This is a genomic window from Xanthobacter variabilis, from assembly GCF_043831965.2.
Classification (GTDB): domain Bacteria; phylum Pseudomonadota; class Alphaproteobacteria; order Rhizobiales; family Xanthobacteraceae; genus Xanthobacter.
Map to the genome: position 1 here is coordinate 806,850 of NZ_CM195533.1, position 16,492 is coordinate 823,341.

Here is a 16,492-nt window from a genome sequence, read left to right on the forward strand (position 1 = left end):
CACTAGACTCAATTTGTCTATTCGTCTATACAAATATGCAAGACGCGAGAACAAGAGGGAGCAGCGCGTGTCGGGAGCAGCGCAGAATGTGCCCGCCGAGGGTCACAACGAGATGACGGAAGAAGCCGCCCCGGTGCCGCGCGGCACTGGCGTCACGCTCTGGCGCCAGATTGCCGAGCGCCTGGAGGCGGACATCGCCGCCGGCCGCTGGCAGCCGGGCGAGCGCCTGCCGGTGGAAGCGGAGCTGGCGAGCGCGTTCGGCGTGAACCGGCACACCCTGCGCCGGGCGCTGGCGTCCCTTGCCGAATCCGGGCTCATCGAAGCCACCGCCGGGCGCGGCACCTTCGTGAAGGCCTTGCCGTTGCGCTATCCCATCGGCCCGCGCACGCGCTTTTCGGAAATCGTTTCCGCCGGCGGGCGCTGGCCCTTCGGCCGCTTCCTGGGCGGACGGGTGGAGAATGCCGACGCCGAGGTAGCCCGGGAGCTGGAGATTGCGGAGGGCACGCCGGTGCTGCGCATCGAAAGCATCCACGAGGCGGACGGCGTGCCCATTTCCTATGGTACGGCCTGGTTCGTCGCCTCGCGCTGCCCGGACCTCGACCTCGTCTATGCGGCCACCGGCTCGCTGACGCGGGCCCTGTCCACCCTAGGCATCGAGGACTTCCGCCGCCGCGAGACCCGCATCACCGCCCGCCCCGCCAATGGACGGGAGATGGAACAGCTCTCCATTGCCCCCGGCCGGTCGGTGCTGGTGCTGGAGCGGGTGGACGTGGAGCCCAACGGACGCCCCCTGCAATGGGGCCGCTCCTCCTTCGCCGCCGACCGGGTCCAGCTCGTCTTCAAGCCCTGATACCGAGAGGCCCCCATGGCCCGCATCGACACCCTCGACGCCCTGCGCGCGCTCTACGGCTCCCCCTCCGGCCGCGCCCGCGACAAGGTTCTCGCGCGGCTTGACGCTCACTGCCGCCACTTCATTGCCCTGAGCCCGTTCGTGCTCATCGCGACCAGCGACGCGCACGGCGCCGCCGATGTTTCTCCGCGCGGCGACATGCCCGGTTTCGTAGTGGCGGAGGAGACGCGCCTGCTCATTCCCGACCGCCCCGGCAACAACCGCATCGACAGCCTTTGCAATATCATCGCCAATGCCCACGCCGGTCTCTTATTCCTGATCCCCGGCGTCAACGAGACCCTGCGCGTAAACGGCCGCGCCGCCATTCATGACGACGAGGCGTTGCTGGCCCGGTTCGCGGTGGCGGGGCGCCCGCCGCGCTCGGTCATCACGGTGGAGGTGGAGCAAGCCTTCCTCCACTGCGCCAAGGCGTTCATGCGCTCCGACCTGTGGAGCCCGCTGGCACAGCTTCCCCGCACAGCCTTGCCCACCATGGGCGAGATGCTCGCCGATCAGGTCGGTCATTGCGACCCGATGGAGACCCAGGACCAGATGGAGCAGCGCTACCGCGCCGCGCTCTATTGAAACCCCGCGTCAGGTGGTGATGCGGGCCTTGCCGATGATGGCAAAGCGCAGGCGTGAGGAAATGAAGTCGATCACGCCCACCATCACCAGCATCATGAGGATGAGGAACGACACCTTCTGCCATTCCAGCACGCGGATCTGCTCGGCCAGATGCAGACCGAGGCCGCCGGCGCCGACAATGCCGACGATGGTGGACTGGCGGGAATTGGACTCGAAATAATAGAGCAGCTGGCTCGCCAGCACCGGCAGAACCTGGGGCAGCATGCCGAAGCGCACCCCTTCCAGCCCCGAGCCCCCGGTGGACACCACGCCTTCCACGGGCTTGCGGTCCAGCGCCTCCACCGCCTCGGAAAACAGCTTGCCGAGCTCGCCGAAGCTGGCGGTGGCGATGGCCAGGATGCCCGCGAACGGGCCGAGGCCCACCACCGTCACATAGATCAGAGCCCAGATCAGGCGATCCACGCCGCGCACGGCGTCGAGGAACCGGCGCACGCCGAAATGCGCGAAGATGTTGGGAATGACGTTCTTTGCCGCCAGGAAGCCGAACGGCAGCGCCAACAGCGCCCCGCCCAGGGTGCCGAGGAAGGCGATGGCCAGCGTCTCGCCCAGCGCATGCATGTAGAGCGGAAGCTGGGTGCCGGGATCCGGCGGGAACATCAGCGTCACGAAATGGGCGAGCTGCGCCACGCCCGAGCCCAGCCGGTCCAGGCTGAAGCCCAGGCGCCAGAAGGCGTAGACCGCCAGCGCCGCGGCCGCCACCAACGCCGCCACGGCGCGCACCCGCCCGGCGGACGAAGGCTGCATGGCCTGCGGGAAGGCGGCGGCCAGGCGGGCCCGGTCGGCGTCGCCGAGGTCGAAGCGGGCGCGGCTCATCGGCTCCCCTCCAAGCCCAGCAGGCGGTGACGCACCTGCTCGGTCAAAAGATCAATAATCATCACCGTGCCGATGATGAGCAGCAGGATGGCCGAAACATCTGAATAGTAGAATTTGCGGATGGCCTCGATGAGATCCTGGCCGATGCCACCCGCCCCCACGAAGCCCATGATGGAGGCTTCGCGCACATTGATCTCGAACCGCAGCAGCCCGTAGGAGGCGAAGTTGGACGACACCTGCGGCACCACCGCGAAGCGCACCGCCTCGCTCCAGGACGCGCCGGACGCGGTGGCGCCCTCGACCGGCTTCATGTCGATATTCTCGACCACCTCCGCGAACAGCTTGCCGAGCGCGCCCATGGTGTGAATGGCCAGCGCCAGCACGCCCGGCAGCGGACCGAGGCCGAACGCCACCACGAACAGGAGCGCGAACACCAGCTCCGGCACCGTGCGGCAGAACTCCAGGAAGCGCCGCGCCGTGACCCGGATGAACGGGTTCGCCACCAGATTGGCGCTGGCGAGGAAGCTGAGGAAAAAGGCGCCGATGCCGCCCAGCAGCGTGCCCAGGTAGGCGATGAGGATGGTATCCACCAGCAGTTTCAGCCAGTGGTCGAGATTCCAATACCATTCGGACAGATCGGACCAGAGCGTGGCCCAGTGGAGGGTCGGCAGGATGGTCCAAAAATAGTTCGGCAGGCGGTCCATATGTTCAAGGAAGACGAGGGGCCGCACCTCGCCCATCCATCCGGACAGGAAGATGCACACCACCACCACCGCGACACCGATGAGCGTATGCCGCTGCCGCTCGCGCACCGCGGCGTCATAGCGGGTGAGCAGCGGGGCGAGCTGATCGTCGGGCAGGATGGGAACGGCGTGGGGCAAGGGCGCCTCTCTTGAACCGGCCGGGAAATGCGGGAATGTGGCCAATGGCGAAGCGGCAGCCCCGGGCATCCGCGCCCGAAGCCGCCGCCAGTCTCGACGCCCCCGAGGGGCGCGGGGATCAGTTCTTCTGCTTGCGCAGGTTGTCGACGAAGGTGATCAGCTCCACCACCGGGGTATAGGCTTCGTTGTCGACCGGCTGCCACATCTGCGACTTGCCTTCATAGATCTTGTCGAAGGCCGTCTTGTCGTTCTTGTCGATGGAGAAGAAGGCGTCGCGGATCTTCGCCTTCAGCTCCGGCGGCAGGGTGGAGAGATAGGCATAAGGCGAGTTCACGATCAGGTCGGACTTGTAGATGATCCGATAGTCGTCATACTTCGCCATGCCCTTGCGCTCCATGCGGCGCAGAGCGGATTCCTGGTCGTCGTTCCACCAGTTGAAGGCGGCGTCGCAGGTGCCCTGCTGCACGCCCAGCACCGCATTCTCATGCGAGCCGGCATAGACCACCTTACCGAAATATTCGTCCGGCTTGATGCCCATCTTGCTCATGGCGAAACGCGGGACGTTGTTGCCCGAGGTGGAATTGGGGTCCACCAGGCAGATGTTCTTGCCCTTGAGATCCTCGATGGTCTTGTAGGGGCTGTCCTTCTTCACATAGAGCACCGAGTGGTAGCCCTTGGTGCCGTCGGCATTCACCTCAATGGCGAAGGCTTCCACCGGCACGCCGGTCTTCAGCGCGCGGGCGAAGGAGGCCGGGCCATAGGAGGCGATCTGGATGTTGCCGGCGCGCTGGCCCTCGATCACCGCCGCATAATCGTTGGCGATGCGCAGCTTCACCGGAACGCCCAGCTCCTTGGTGAGGTAGTCCATCAGCGGCGCATAGCGCTCGGTGACGCCGGTGGCGTTCTCCGCCGGGATGATGGCGAAGGTGAGCTCCGGATACTTGGCCTTGTAGTCCTGCGCGGCGGCGGCGCCGGCCGAGAAGGTCAACGCGGCGGCGGCCGCGATCAGGGTACGACGGTTCAGCATGGTTCGGCTCCAGTCGAACGAAGAACAGGATGCGTGGGCGTGGTGCTTCACAGTGCGCGTGGGAAACGCATGATCCGCCACGCTCGCCCGGGCCTGCGGCCCCGGCGGAGTGCGGATCTCCGGCCGTGCTGGAAAACGGGTGTCGCGGCCGGTCGAGACCCATCATCGGGCGCGGCGCCGTGAGGCCCGCGCGAAATTTCAAAGGGCGGCGATCAGGCCAGCGCGGTATCAGGAAGGGGCACGGGCGCCACCTTCGGGGCGGCGACGGGCGCGGCCTCCATCACCTCGCCGACCTCCAGGCCATACAGGTCGCGCGCCACCTCGTCGGTGAGTGCTTCGGGCGCGCCGTCGAACACAACGCGGCCCTGGGCCATGCCCACCAGGCGATCGCAATAGGTGCGTGCGAGATCGAGGGAATGCAGGTTGCACAGCACCGTGATGCCGAAGTGCTTGTTGATGCGCAAAAGCGCATCCATCACGATCTTGGTGTTGCGCGGGTCGAGCGAGGCAATGGGCTCGTCGGCCAGGATAAGCCCGGGCTCCTGGGCGAGGGCGCGGGCGATGGCCACGCGCTGCTGCTGGCCGCCGGAAAGGCTGTCGGCGCGCTGGGCCGCCAGCGCGGCGATATCGAACTGTTCGAGGGCCGAAAGGGCCACCGCACGGTCCTCCCGGCTCCACATCTTGGTGAGCGCCCGCCAGGTGGGCACGGTGGCGAGCCGGCCCATCAGCACGTTGGTAAGCACGTCGAGACGGCCCACCAGGTTGAACTGCTGGAAGATCATGGCGGCCTGGGCGCGCCACTGGCGCAGCGCCGGCCCCTTGAGCGACGTCACGTCCTGCCCGTCGAACAGGATGCGACCGCTGGAGGGATCCTGAAGGCGGTTGATCATGCGCAGGAGCGTGGACTTGCCCGCCCCGGAACGGCCGATGACCCCGACGAACGCCCCATGGGCGATCTGGAGATTCACATCGGACACCGCAGCCTTGTCGCCAAACCGGCGGCCGAGGCCCTCGATCACAAGCATCGGGTCACTCCATGCGTTTCGGAGGCCCTAATTCACCTGCGCAACACTCTTGTGACGACTCAAAAGAATACTAACGCATACAAAAAAATCCCATTGTGCGGCGCACAGCGAATACAACTCAATGAGAAGGATTCCGGTCGTCTGACCGGTCTTCGCGCTGCAAGATGAAGCATCCGCGCCGCAGCATCGAATCCGCTTCTAATAGTTTCAGTTTTTGGTAACGTTAATCGGCACATCGATCCAGTGGGAGATGCCGATGATGTCGGACGTGCTCACCGTGTTTGAGACTTGCGCGGCCTTTGCCTTCATTGGCGCGGTCATCCTGGGCATGGTGTGAGGCCCGCCCCACGGCCTTCCGCGGACCCCCAAGACAAACAAGCCGGTACAAACAAGCCGGTACAAACAAGCCGGTCGGATCGATGATCACGGCGCCGGGGAGGCCTCCTCCCCGGCGCTCGCGTGTGAGGCGCCGTTCAGCGCACCGGCAGGATGCGCTTGCCGTTGCGGGCGGCCTCGTCATAGACGCGGGTGTCGCCGGGCTTCAGGGAATAGCACGTATCGGCGATCACCGGCCGCCCCGCCGCCAGCAGATCGGACACCGTGACGAAGCGGTAGCCCTTGGCGCGCAAGGCCGGGATGAGGCGCTGCAGCGCCTCCGCCGTGTGCTTTCCACGGCCATTGGCGTGCATGAGAACGATGGAACCGGGCCGGATCTGCCGCAACATGGTGTCGGCCATCACCTTCGCGCCCAGCAAGGCGGGGTCGCCGGAATCCACGTCCCACTGGATGGCGAGGTGCCCGGTATCATTCACATAAGCGAGGGACTCGGCGCTGCACGAGCCATAAGGGAAGCGGAACAAAGTGGGCCGCGCCGGCACGGAGGCGAGGCCGCAGCCCTGCGCCTGTGCGTCGGAGCGGCGCAGGGCATAGGCGATGTCCGCGTCATCCACCTGGCGCTGCATGGCCTCGCCGCTGCGCACCGTGAGATTGGCGTGGGACCAGGTGTGATTGCCCATCTCGAAGCCGGGGTCGGCAATGAGCTGCGCGCCGCGCTCGGGATGGCTCATCAGCCATTTGCCGCCGCCGAAAAAGGTCGCCGGAACGTCTTCGGTCCGCAGGTAATCGACGATGGCGCCATCATAGCCCGACCGCTCCGCCGAGGCCTCGCACAGATCGAACGTCAGGGCCACCAGCTTCTGCCCCTGGGGCAGGTCCACCCGGCGAATGGAGCCGCGCAGCCCCGCCGGTACCGCACTCGCCGGGGCCAGCGCCATCGAAGGCAGCGTGACCGGCTCGCCGCGCGGATGGGGCTCCACATTCTGTTCCCCCGGCCGGGCGGTGAGGGCGGATGGGGGATAGCAGGCCGGGCCGGCCGCCCAAGCGCACCCTCCTCCCGCGACGAGGGCTGCGGACAGTGCGGCACAGGCGGCCAGGCGGCGGACGACGGAATGAGACACGGGCGAAACTCGTCGCAGGAGGAAAACAGGTCGTGGAACTTTGCGTGGAGCCGGCACGGCCGGCACCGGAGCCCCTGAAAGCAAACGCCCGGCGCATGGCGAAAAGACGCCCATGAAACGGTTCCGATCAGAAGGCGCCCATCACCCGCGGCGGATGCCCCGCGCTGGGACGATGGAAAAGGCCGCCGGCTAAATTTCGGCCGGCCTCGCGCTTTCTCCTAGATCCGCCCTCCCCTGCGCCGCAAGGATGGCGTCCGTATTTTCCGCGCGCTGTTGCATGTGCACAACCCATGCGCTTCATGCACCTTTGGTCGCATGGAACGGCGCTGCGGGGCGGCTGCGCCCTCGGCTAGACTGGCGCACCGGCGGGTGCCCGCCGCCTCAGCGTATGGAGGATGCCGCGTTGCCGAAGGAGACCCCCGCCCCGCCCGCAGAGCGCTTCGCCGTGGTCACCGGCGCATCGAGCGGCATCGGCCTCGCCCTCGCCAAGCGCCTGGCGCAACGCGGCTATGACTTGGTGCTGGTGGGTCGCGACATGGACCGCCTCCATGGTGCGGCGGGGGAGATCGCAGCCCTCGACCGGCGGGTCGCCATCCGGCAGGTGGACCTTTCAGACCCCTATGCGCTCGAGGAATTCGCCGCCGACCTCATCACCCAGGTGCCGGACGTTCTGGTGAACAATGCGGGCTTCGGCGCCTATGGCCACTTCGCCGACATCGATCCCGGCCTCTCGCTCAACATGATCGACACCAACGTCGTCGCCCTGACGCGGCTCACCGCCGCCGTGCTGCCCGGTATGCGTGCCCGTGGCTCCGGCCACATTCTCAACGTGGCCTCCACCGGCGCCTTCGCGCCGCTGCCGTTTTCCGCGGTCTATGGCGCCACCAAGGCCTATGTGCTGAGCTTTTCCGAGGCGGTGGCGGAGGAGCTGAAGGGCAGCCCCGTCACCATCACCGCCCTGTGCCCGGGGCCCACCGAAACCCGCTTCTTCGATCGCGCCGGGTGGGATGGCACCCGCCTGTTCAAGGGCCCCATGACCAGCGTGGAGGAGGTGGCGGAGCGCGGCGTCAAGGCCATGGAGGCCGGCCGGCGGGTGACCGTGGTCGGGCTCCTCAACAAGCTGATGATCTTCGCCATCCGCCTGGCCCCGCGCCGGCTGGTGAGCGAGGCCACCCGCTTCATGCTGGCCTCGCGCCGGCGCTGAGGGCGCGCGCGGGACGCCCCGCGAATTCATTTGTCCCGCGCCGCCGGCGGGAGTAACGGCGGGCGGAGCTTTCTCTTGCGCCGGCCGAGGTCATGAATCTCCTGTCCATCCAGTCCCATGTCGCCTACGGGCATGTGGGCAACGCTTCCGCCGTCTTCCCGCTCCAGCGCCTGGGTGTGGAGGTGTGGCCCATCCACACCGTCCAGTTCTCCAACCACACCGGCTATGGCGCCTGGCGCGGCCAGGTGTTCGAGGCGGCGGCCATCTCCGATCTGGTGGAAGGCATCGCGGAGCGCGGCGCCCTGCCCCGCTGCGACGGCGTGCTGTCCGGCTACATGGGATCGGCGGATATCGGCGCCGCCATTCTCGACGCGGTGGAGCGGGTGCGCGAGGCCAATCCCCAGGCCAATTACTGCTGCGACCCGGTCATTGGCGACGTGGGCCGGGGCATCTTCGTGCGGCCCGGCATTCCGGAATTCATGCGCGAACGGGCCGTTCCCGCCGCCGACGTCATCACGCCGAACCAGTTCGAGCTGGAGCTGCTGTCCGGGCACGCGGTGGCGGACCTGGCAGACGCCCGCGCCGCCTGCGACCTTCTCCACCGGGCCGGGCCGAAGGTGATCCTGGTGACCAGCCTGCACACGCGGGAGACGCCCAAGGACTCCATCGACCTGCTCGCCTCCGGTCCCGATGGCCGCTTCCTGGTGCGCACCCCGCGCCTCGACGTGTCGCTGAACGGGGCGGGTGACGCCATCGCGGCCCTGTTCTTCTTCCACGTGAAGCGCACCGGCAGCGCCGCCCAGGCGCTGGGCGCCGCCGCCTCCTCCATTTTCGGCCTGCTGGAGCGGACCGAAAAAGCACACTCCCGGGAATTGCTGCTGGTCGAGGCCCAGGACGAGTTCGTGAAGCCCTCCAAGGTCTTCACGCCCATGACGGTCTGAGGCAAAGTCGGGGCGCCGGACACGGGAGGGGCGCCCCGGGGCCACGGCCACGCGCTCCCCATCACGTCGGCGGACCCTGAACCGGACCCCGTGGCCCTCCCTGGATGCCCGTGGACCCCTGTTGGCTCTCTTGGACCCTTGGACCCTGCCATGCCGCGCCGCTACGTGACGCTGGACGTCTTCACCACCCGCCCCTTCGGCGGCAATCCCCTCGCCGTGGTGCTGGACGCCTCTGGCCTCGACGACGCGGCCATGCAGCAGATCGCCCGCGAGTTCAACTTGTCCGAGACGGTGTTCGTGCTGCCCCCGCGCGACAAGTCCCACCGCGCGCGCATCCGCATCTTCACCGTGGCCCATGAAATGCCCTTCGCCGGCCACCCCACCGTGGGTGTCGCCGTGCTGCTCGGCCTCGAGGACAAAATCGAGAAGGGCACCATGCAGATCGAGCAGCCCATCGGCACCGTCACCTGCACGGTGACCACCGAGGGCGCCGGCTCCCGCAAGGGCACCGCCGTGTTCACCGTGCCGCGCCGGGCCGGGCTCGAAACCGCCGACATTTCCCGCGAGGCCTGCGCGGAAGCGCTTAATCTTGACCCGTCCGACATCGGCTTCGACGCCCATCGGCCGGTGGTGGCCTCCGCCGGCGTGCCGTTCCTGTTCATCCCCCTGGCGAACCTCACCGCCTTGGCGCGCGCCCGGCCGGACGAAGCGGCCTCCATCGCCGGCATCGGCGCGTTCGGGGATGCGGTGTTCCTCTACACCGTGGACGAGGAGGGCGACGCCGATTACCGCGCCCGCATGTTCTCCCCCGGCCTGGGCACCGTGGAGGACCCGGCCACGGGCGCCGCGGCCGCCGCCTTCCCCACCGTGCTCATGGACGCGGAAACCCGTGTCGACGGCCACCACAAGGTGCGTATCGACCAGGGCTTCGAGATGGGCCGCCCCAGCCGCATCGACCTCGGCTTCACGGTGAAGGGTGGCGCCCTGGTGGACGGCACCACGACCATCGGCGGCGGCGCCGTGCTGGTGGCCGAAGGCGTGCTGCACATCTGACGCGCCTTCGCGCCAGCGTTGCGAAGCTGCGCGGCGGTGCCCCAGCACCCACCTTCGCGCCTGCCCGCTCTATCCGCCCCGGCTCCGGCCGCAGGACAGGCCTGCCCTCGCGCGGCCTGTCTGTCGCCGCCATGCCGCGCAGCAGGACAAGCGCCGCAGGACGGGTCAACGCCTTCAAATCGCATACTCATGAGCAAACCTCATGAGTTCCATTTGAAATAAAGCGGAGCCGAAATGACTGAATCGGCGACCGACGGGGCCGTGGCCCCCTTGGCGTGGGCGCGGGGGTGCCTATGTTCGCCGCATCGCATCATCCCGCCCGCCATTCGCGGGCCTTTCCGAAGGGGATCTTCATGACTGCGAGCACCCCGTCCCTGTTCGACACGTATCGCCTGGGCGACATCACCCTGTCCAATCGCGTCGTCATGGCGCCGCTCACCCGCAATCGCGCTTTGCCGGGCTTCGTGCCCAGCGAGCTGGCCATTGAATATTATGCCCAGCGGGCGAGCGCCGGCCTCATCATCTCCGAGGCGTCGCAGATCAGCCAGCAGGGCCAGGGCTATCAGGACACCCCCGGCATCTATACCGACGAGCAGGTGGCCGCCTGGCGCAAGATCACCGATGCGGTGCACGCCAAGGGCGGGCACATGGTAATCCAGCTCTGGCATGTGGGGCGGGTTTCCCACACCTCGCTGCAGCCCGGCGGCGCAGCGCCGGTGGCGCCCTCGGCCATTTCCTCGGGCGGCAAGACCTTCGTCAACAACACCTTCACCGACACCTCGACGCCCCGCGCGCTCGACGTCTCCGAGATCCCCGGCATCCTGGCCGACTATCGCCGCGCGGCGGCCAACGCCATCAAGGCCGGCTTTGACGGGGTCGAGATCCACGCCGCCAACGGCTATCTCATCGACCAGTTCCTGAAGGACGGCGCCAACCACCGCACCGACGCTTATGGCGGCTCCATCGAGAACCGCTCGCGCTTCCTGCTGGAGGTGACGGACACCATCGTCGGCGAGATCGGCGCCAAGCGCACCGGCATCCGCCTGTCCCCCGTCTCACCCGCCAACGGCATTTCCGACAGCGCGCCCCAGCCGCTCTTCAACCATGTGGTGGAAGAGCTGGAAAAGCGGCATCCGGTCTATATCCACGTGGTGGAGGGCGCCACTGGCGGCCCGCGTGACGTGGCTCCAGACTTCTCCTTCGAGGAGCTGCGCAAGCGCTATAGCGGCACCTGGATGGTGAATAACGGCTATGACCTGAACCTCGCCACCAAGGTGGTGGCCGAGCGCAAGGCGGACCTGGTGGCTTTCGGCCGCCCCTTCATCGCCAATCCGGACCTGGTGGAGCGCCTGCGCCGCGATGCCCCCTGGAACGAGCTCGACCGCGACACCCTCTATGGCGGCGGCGCCAAGGGCTACCTGGACTACCCCACCCTGGACAGCGCGGCGTGAGCGCCGACGCCGCGTGGGGAACCATCACGCACGAGGATCGGCGCATCGCGCCGGTCCTTTCCCTCTCGCTCACCCTGGAAGCCGGAGGCTGGCCCGAGGCCGATGCCCGGCGGGATGAGATCGCGGTGCATTTCGCCGCCCGGCAGGCCGCCAACCCGCATCTGTGGAATGGCGACATCCTTCTGCTGCGCTCCCATCGCTTCGCGCGGGGCCATCTGGAAGGCCGCGTGCGGCAGACGGATTTCGCCTCCTTCCTGTGGTGGCGCGACCAGGGCTGGCCCGACCTCGGCATGGTCAACATCTTCGCCCTGGCCGCCCTCGAAGGCGCGGACGGCGGCTTTCTGATGGGGGTGATGGGCGCCCAGACCTCGTCCGCCGGGCGCATCTATTTTCCCGGCGGCACGCCCGACCTCTCCGACCTGACGGCGGACGGGCACTTGGACCTCGAAGCCTCCCTGTGGCGCGAGCTTCAGGAGGAAACGGGGCTGTGCCGCGCCGACATGGGCCAGGACGGCGGCTTCATCGCCGTGTTCGACGGGCCACGCCTGGCGCTGCTGCGCCGGCTCGTTCTGCCCCACAGTGCGCAGGACGCGGCCGGGCGCATCCGCGCGTTCCTTGCCGATGACCCCATGCCCGAGCTGAGCGACATGGCCATCGTCCGCAACGTCAAGGACATCTCGCCGCAGATGGCGCCGTTCGCGGTGGCGTATATGCGCCATCGGTGGGACATCGCGTCGCCGGCATCGTGACCGGTGGCGGGGTCCCGCGCGCGGAAACCCGCGTGCGAACGAGAGAGGCGAGACTCGCACATGATGGACACGGACGCGCGGCCGGCGCAGAGGCAGCGACTTCAAGGGCTGCGGGTTGGGCGACAGGCCCGGCCGACGATCTTCGGCAAAGGCGCGCGGGCGCTGATGGGCCGCGTCTGCAGCCTGGGCGCGCTGGTGGCGGCCACCGCCCTGCTGGCCAGCCCCTCCCACGCCGAGCCCGCATGGAGCGAGCTCCAGGGCCGCGTGCAGGGCACCTCCTATGGCGAGGCCGGCGGCATCGCGGTGTTCGTGCTCGGCTGCGGCCAGGGCACCGACCCGTTCGTGCAGGCGCCCCTGCCCGCCGGCGTGCGCCCGCGCGCCGGCCGCAGCACCACCTTCTACCTCGCGGTCGATGGCAAGCGCTTCGCCGTGCGCGGCCGCATCGTGGTCGATGACAAGGCGGAAGGCGGGCCGCGCGGCGCCGTGGTGGCGCCCGTGCATCTGGACGACGCGCTGGTGAAGGCCCTCACCACCGGCAAGCGCCTCACCCTCGGCAAGGGCGAAGCCAAGGAGGGCGAGCTTTCCATTCCGCTGGACGGGGGCACGGCCCTGCTCGCCAAGGCTGTGACCACTTGCGGTGGCCCGGCACCCGCTAAGCCCGATTCCAGCGCCAAACCTGAGGCAGGCGCCAAGCCTGATTCCAGCGCCAAGCCCGAAGCGGCCACGCCCGCACCCGCTCCGCAGGCTGCGGAAGCCCGGCCCGCACCGGCACAGGCGCCCGCCGAGGCGGCCAAGCCGGGGCGCGCCGGGGTGCCGGCGGCCCGCGACATCGCGGCCGCGATCTTCGTCGATCCGGCGGAAGGCCAGCGGGTGGCGGACAAGCTGAAGATTACGCCGGTGGACCTCAACGGCGACGGCGCGCCGGAGGCCATCATCACCCTCAACGATCCCACCTGGTGCGGCGACACCGGCTGCACCTGGTTCGTGGTGGACCTTTCCGGCAAGCCGCGGGTGATGGGCCAGTTCATCGGCCTCGGCCTTGCCCCCGGCAAGGACAGCAATGACGGCTGGCGGGACCTGTCGCTGAAGACCCCCGGCGGCGGCTCCGAGCGCATGTACTACAAGGACGGCACCTACCACTAAGGTGCGCGGGCGAGGCCCTGCCGGCCTCGCCGCCCCGGCGCCCGAAGGTGCGGCCTTCAGTTGTTGTTGAGCTCGGCCTCTTCGAGGGGCCGGGCATCGTCGGCGAGCATGATCGGGATGCCGTCGCGGATGGGATAGGCCAGCCGCGCCGCCCGCGAGATCAGCTCCTGGCGCTCGCGATCATATTCAAGCGGCCCCTTGGTGAGAGGGCACACGAGGATCTCGAGGAGCTTGGGGTCCACTTCCTGGCCGGAACGCTGGGACTGGGGCATGGCTTTCACCTTGAAGGACTCCCGCCGCGAACGCCGCGCGGCGTCGCAGGAGTGGCAAAGGCTTGAACAGGCGGCCGGCCGAAGCCGGGCCAAACGAAAACGGCCCTCCGGGGAGGGCCGTTCCGGTTGAGGTCACGCAGCCTGGCGGCGGGGCGTGATGAGCTTGCGGTTCACCAGAACCTCGGCGATCTGCACCGCGTTCAGGGCCGCGCCCTTGCGCAGATTGTCGGAGACGCACCAGAAATTGATGCCGTTCTCCACCGTCGGGTCGTCGCGCAGACGCGAGATATAGGTGGCATCCTCGCCGGCCGCCTCGTGCGGGGTGGCATAGCCACCGGGCTCGCGGGTATCGACCACCAGGATGCCCGGAGCCTCGCGCAGGATCTTGCGCGCGTCCTCCGCGGACAGTTCCTTCTCGAACTCCACGTTCACCGCCTCGGAATGGGAGATGAAGACCGGCACACGCACGCAGGTGGCGGTGAGCTTGATCTTGGGGTCGAGAATCTTCTTGGTCTCGGCCACCATCTTCCACTCTTCCTTGGTCGAGCCGTCATCGAGGAAGACGTCGATCTGGGGAATGAGGTTGAAGGCGATGCGCTTGGGGAACTTCTTCGCTTCCACGGGATCGGAAACGAAGATGGCCCGGGTCTGCGTGAACAGCTCGTCCATGGCGTCCTTGCCGGCGCCGGAGACGGACTGGTAGGTGGAGACCACCACGCGCTTGATGGTGGCGGCGTCGTGCAGGGGCTTCAGCGCCACCACGAGCTGCGCCGTGGAGCAGTTCGGGTTGGCGATGATGTTCTTCGCCTTGAAGCCGGTGATGGCGTCGGCATTCACTTCCGGAACGATCAGCGGCACGTCCGGATCGGTGCGCCACTGGGAGGAATTGTCGATGACCACGCAGCCCTGCGCGCCGATCTTCGGCGCCCATTCCTTCGACACCGAGCCGCCGGCCGACATCAGGCAGATGTCGGTGTCGGAGAAGTCGTAAGTGTCGAGCGCCTTCACCTTCAGGGTTTTGTCGCCAAACGAGACCTCGGTGCCCTGCGAGCGGCGCGATGCGAGTGCAACCACCTCGTCCGCGGGGAAGCCCCGCTCGGCGAGGATCGAGAGAATCTCCCGGCCCACGTTGCCCGTGGCGCCGACGACGGCGACCTTGTAACCCATAAATCATCCTCGGGATTGCCGGCCGAGGGCCATGAACGACCCCGCCGGTGAACGCGCCTTTTATGACGAACGCGCGCGCGATTCAATTACACCGAATCAAATAGGCCGCCGAACGTTTTTCACAAGGACGGCCCGGCACACGGCTTCGGCGCGCCCCCAAGGAGCGGCGAAAACGCTCGGGAAGGTGGCGGCAATGTGTTGCCACCTCGCCACGGGGGAAGATTCTCCCGTCGGAACACACCCCGCGCCGCTGACGTTTCCTTGCGCAAGGCAGCCAAGTGCCCTAATCGAAGCTAGACGGCAGATGTTTTCGGAAAGTGCCGTTTCCAGGAGGGTCCCATGCGTTTCGCGCCGCTTCACACCCTTGCCACCGCGTTGGCCGTTGCGCTCGCGGGCACGGTGGCGGTCGCCGGCTCTGCCGACGCGCAGACCACCAAGAAGCGCACCAAGGTCACCATCGAGCAGCGCTCGTACCTCAATCCGGGCAATGTGGTGAAGCCGGGCTCGAAGTCGTATCTCGATTACGCTTTGCCCATGAACTACAATTTCCCGAATTATCAGGGCTCCGGCGTCGGCCCCGGCCCCATCACCGGCATTCGCTGGCCGCTGCCCGGCCCGTTTGACCTGCCAGGCTACTGAAGCGCTCGATTTGAGTCGCAGCCGCTCGGCGGCTTCGCCCGCGACAAAACCGGGGGAGCACTGCGAGACAGGACGGCGAGGGGGAAGGGCCGGCCCTTAGGCGCGGCCCTTTTTCGGGGTCCAATTACACAGAATTATCGCGTTTTATTATAACTTTACAGAAGCGGGATGACATTTACGGAAAATCACGGTATAAAATGTCATCCACGGTGGTGAGGATGGGCGACCCGTTGAACGGCCGCGCCGCAGGCCGCCTGCCCGGCCCCAAATGTCCAGTTTCCGGCTTCCCATGCGATTGTCCCTTGGCCTTTCCCGTCCCACCGTCATTCCTGGCTTTCGCCTGTCTCTGGGCCTGACGCTGGCCTATCTCGGGCTTATCGTTCTTCTTCCCATCGCCGCCCTTCTGCTGAAATCGGCCGATGTGGGGTTCGCCCGCTACATCGCCATCATCACCTCGCCGCGCACGCTGGCCTCGTTCCAGGTCACCTTCACCACCGCGGCGGCCGCCACCCTTTTCAATGCGGTCTATGGCCTGGCCCTGGCCTGGGTGCTGGTGCGCTACGAGTTTCCGGGAAAGCGGCTGCTGGACGCCCTGGTGGACGTGCCCTTCGCCCTGCCCACGGCGGTGGCCGGGCTGGCGCTGACCACCCTGTTCGCGAAAAACGGCTGGTTCGGCGCGCCGCTGGCGGAAGTGGGCATCCAGGTGGCCTATGCGCCCGCCGGCATCGCCTGCGCCATGGCGTTCACCTCCATCCCGTTCGTGGTGCGCACCGTGCAGCCGGTGCTGGAGGATCTGGAGCCCGAGCTGGAGGAGGCCGCCGCCACCCTCGGCGCCACTGACGGGCGCATCTTCCGCTCTGTGATCTTCCCAGCGCTGTTTCCCGCCTTCCTGGCGGGTGCGTCCCTGGCCTTTGCCCGCTCCCTGGGCGAGTTCGGGGCCGTGGTGTTCATCGCCGGAAACCAGCCCTTCCGGACCGAGATCGTGGCGCTGCTCACCTATATCCGGCTAGAGGAATATGACTATTCCGCCGCCGCCGCCATCGCGGTGACGCTGCTGGCGGTCGCCTTTGTGATGCTGCTGGTGGTCAACCTCATCCAGGCCTGGCATCAGCGCCACACGGTGGGGGAGGAGTAAG

18 protein-coding genes are annotated in these 16,492 nt (G+C 67.6%); 11 read left to right on the forward strand and 7 right to left on the reverse strand.

All coding sequences use genetic code 11. The features are described from left to right. Positions 1-67 precede the first annotated feature (67 nt). A complete protein-coding gene (gene phnF, locus V5F26_RS03570; protein WP_234053246.1) occupies positions 68-850 on the forward strand; it encodes a phosphonate metabolism transcriptional regulator PhnF in 783 nt (260 codons plus the stop codon). A gap of 15 nt (positions 851-865) precedes the next feature. Beyond that, complete coding sequence (locus V5F26_RS03575; RefSeq protein WP_394947732.1) at positions 866-1,474, forward strand: pyridoxamine 5'-phosphate oxidase family protein; 609 nt, start codon at positions 866-868, stop codon at positions 1,472-1,474. 9 nt (positions 1,475-1,483) lie between these two features. Here the strand turns inward: V5F26_RS03575 and phnE (V5F26_RS03580) are convergent, their stop codons facing one another. The 4 genes from phnE (V5F26_RS03580) to phnC all read right to left on the reverse strand — a co-directional run bounded on the left by phnE (V5F26_RS03580) (position 1,484) and on the right by phnC (position 5,280). Continuing rightward, positions 1,484-2,347: a phosphonate ABC transporter, permease protein PhnE gene (gene phnE, locus V5F26_RS03580; RefSeq protein WP_234053248.1), complete on the reverse strand. Its 864-nt coding sequence runs from the start codon at positions 2,345-2,347 to the stop codon at positions 1,484-1,486. Beyond that, positions 2,344-3,228, reverse strand: coding sequence for a phosphonate ABC transporter, permease protein PhnE (phnE, locus tag V5F26_RS03585; protein ID WP_394947733.1), 885 nt, complete (start codon positions 3,226-3,228; stop codon positions 2,344-2,346). The genes phnE (V5F26_RS03580) and phnE (V5F26_RS03585) overlap by 4 nt, the downstream gene beginning before the upstream one ends. 118 nt (positions 3,229-3,346) lie before the next feature. Beyond that, positions 3,347-4,255, reverse strand: a complete 909-nt coding sequence (gene phnD / locus V5F26_RS03590) for a phosphonate ABC transporter substrate-binding protein (RefSeq protein ID WP_234053250.1) — start codon at positions 4,253-4,255, stop codon at positions 3,347-3,349. 212 nt (positions 4,256-4,467) lie between these two features. Beyond that, positions 4,468-5,280: a phosphonate ABC transporter ATP-binding protein gene (phnC, locus tag V5F26_RS03595; RefSeq protein ID WP_394947734.1), complete on the reverse strand. Its 813-nt coding sequence runs from the start codon at positions 5,278-5,280 to the stop codon at positions 4,468-4,470. Positions 5,281-5,494: 214 nt separating this feature from the next. Here phnC and V5F26_RS03600 point away from each other — a divergent pair, with 214 nt between their 5' ends. Further along, positions 5,495-5,617, forward strand: coding sequence for a hypothetical protein (locus tag V5F26_RS03600; RefSeq protein ID WP_394947735.1), 123 nt, complete (start codon positions 5,495-5,497; stop codon positions 5,615-5,617). Positions 5,618-5,753: 136 nt separating this feature from the next. Here the strand turns inward: V5F26_RS03600 and V5F26_RS03605 are convergent, their stop codons facing one another. After that, positions 5,754-6,737, reverse strand: a complete 984-nt coding sequence (locus V5F26_RS03605; protein ID WP_394947736.1) for a polysaccharide deacetylase family protein — start codon at positions 6,735-6,737, stop codon at positions 5,754-5,756. A 403-nt stretch (positions 6,738-7,140) separates the two neighbouring features. Here V5F26_RS03605 and V5F26_RS03610 point away from each other — a divergent pair, with 403 nt between their 5' ends. The 6 genes from V5F26_RS03610 to V5F26_RS03635 all read left to right on the forward strand — a co-directional run bounded on the left by V5F26_RS03610 (position 7,141) and on the right by V5F26_RS03635 (position 13,278). Next, on the forward strand, positions 7,141-7,941 hold the full coding sequence (locus V5F26_RS03610) for an SDR family NAD(P)-dependent oxidoreductase (RefSeq protein ID WP_394058164.1): 801 nt from the start codon (positions 7,141-7,143) through the stop codon (positions 7,939-7,941). A gap of 92 nt (positions 7,942-8,033) precedes the next feature. Then, positions 8,034-8,882 (forward strand): pyridoxal kinase PdxY, encoded by an 849-nt coding sequence (gene pdxY / locus V5F26_RS03615; protein WP_394947737.1) that lies wholly within the window; start codon positions 8,034-8,036, stop codon positions 8,880-8,882. A 150-nt stretch (positions 8,883-9,032) separates the two neighbouring features. Continuing rightward, positions 9,033-9,935: a PhzF family protein gene (locus tag V5F26_RS03620; RefSeq protein WP_394058167.1), complete on the forward strand. Its 903-nt coding sequence runs from the start codon at positions 9,033-9,035 to the stop codon at positions 9,933-9,935. 353 nt (positions 9,936-10,288) lie between these two features. Further along, complete coding sequence (locus tag V5F26_RS03625) at positions 10,289-11,386, forward strand: alkene reductase (protein ID WP_394947738.1); 1,098 nt, start codon at positions 10,289-10,291, stop codon at positions 11,384-11,386. Beyond that, entirely contained in the window at positions 11,383-12,135 is a 753-nt protein-coding gene (locus tag V5F26_RS03630; RefSeq protein WP_394947739.1) for an NUDIX hydrolase, read from the forward strand. Before V5F26_RS03625 ends, V5F26_RS03630 begins: the two co-directional genes overlap by 4 nt. 60 nt (positions 12,136-12,195) lie before the next feature. After that, the gene (locus V5F26_RS03635; RefSeq protein WP_394947740.1) at positions 12,196-13,278 is read left to right on the forward strand and encodes a hypothetical protein; all 1,083 of its coding nucleotides are present in this window, start codon (positions 12,196-12,198) and stop codon (positions 13,276-13,278) included. Between the two features lie 56 nt (positions 13,279-13,334). On the opposite strand, the gene V5F26_RS03640 is transcribed toward V5F26_RS03635, so the two are convergent. After that, complete coding sequence (locus V5F26_RS03640; protein ID WP_234053259.1) at positions 13,335-13,550, reverse strand: Trm112 family protein; 216 nt, start codon at positions 13,548-13,550, stop codon at positions 13,335-13,337. Positions 13,551-13,682: 132 nt separating this feature from the next. Then, positions 13,683-14,717, reverse strand: a complete 1,035-nt coding sequence (locus V5F26_RS03645; RefSeq protein WP_234053260.1) for an aspartate-semialdehyde dehydrogenase — start codon at positions 14,715-14,717, stop codon at positions 13,683-13,685. Positions 14,718-15,056: 339 nt separating this feature from the next. On the opposite strand from V5F26_RS03645, the gene V5F26_RS03650 reads away from it, so the two are divergent. Further along, positions 15,057-15,356, forward strand: a complete 300-nt coding sequence (locus tag V5F26_RS03650; protein WP_234053261.1) for a hypothetical protein — start codon at positions 15,057-15,059, stop codon at positions 15,354-15,356. A 289-nt stretch (positions 15,357-15,645) separates the two neighbouring features. Next, positions 15,646-16,491, forward strand: coding sequence for a sulfate ABC transporter permease subunit CysT (gene cysT / locus V5F26_RS03655; protein ID WP_394947741.1), 846 nt, complete (start codon positions 15,646-15,648; stop codon positions 16,489-16,491). Position 16,492 lies beyond the last annotated feature (1 nt).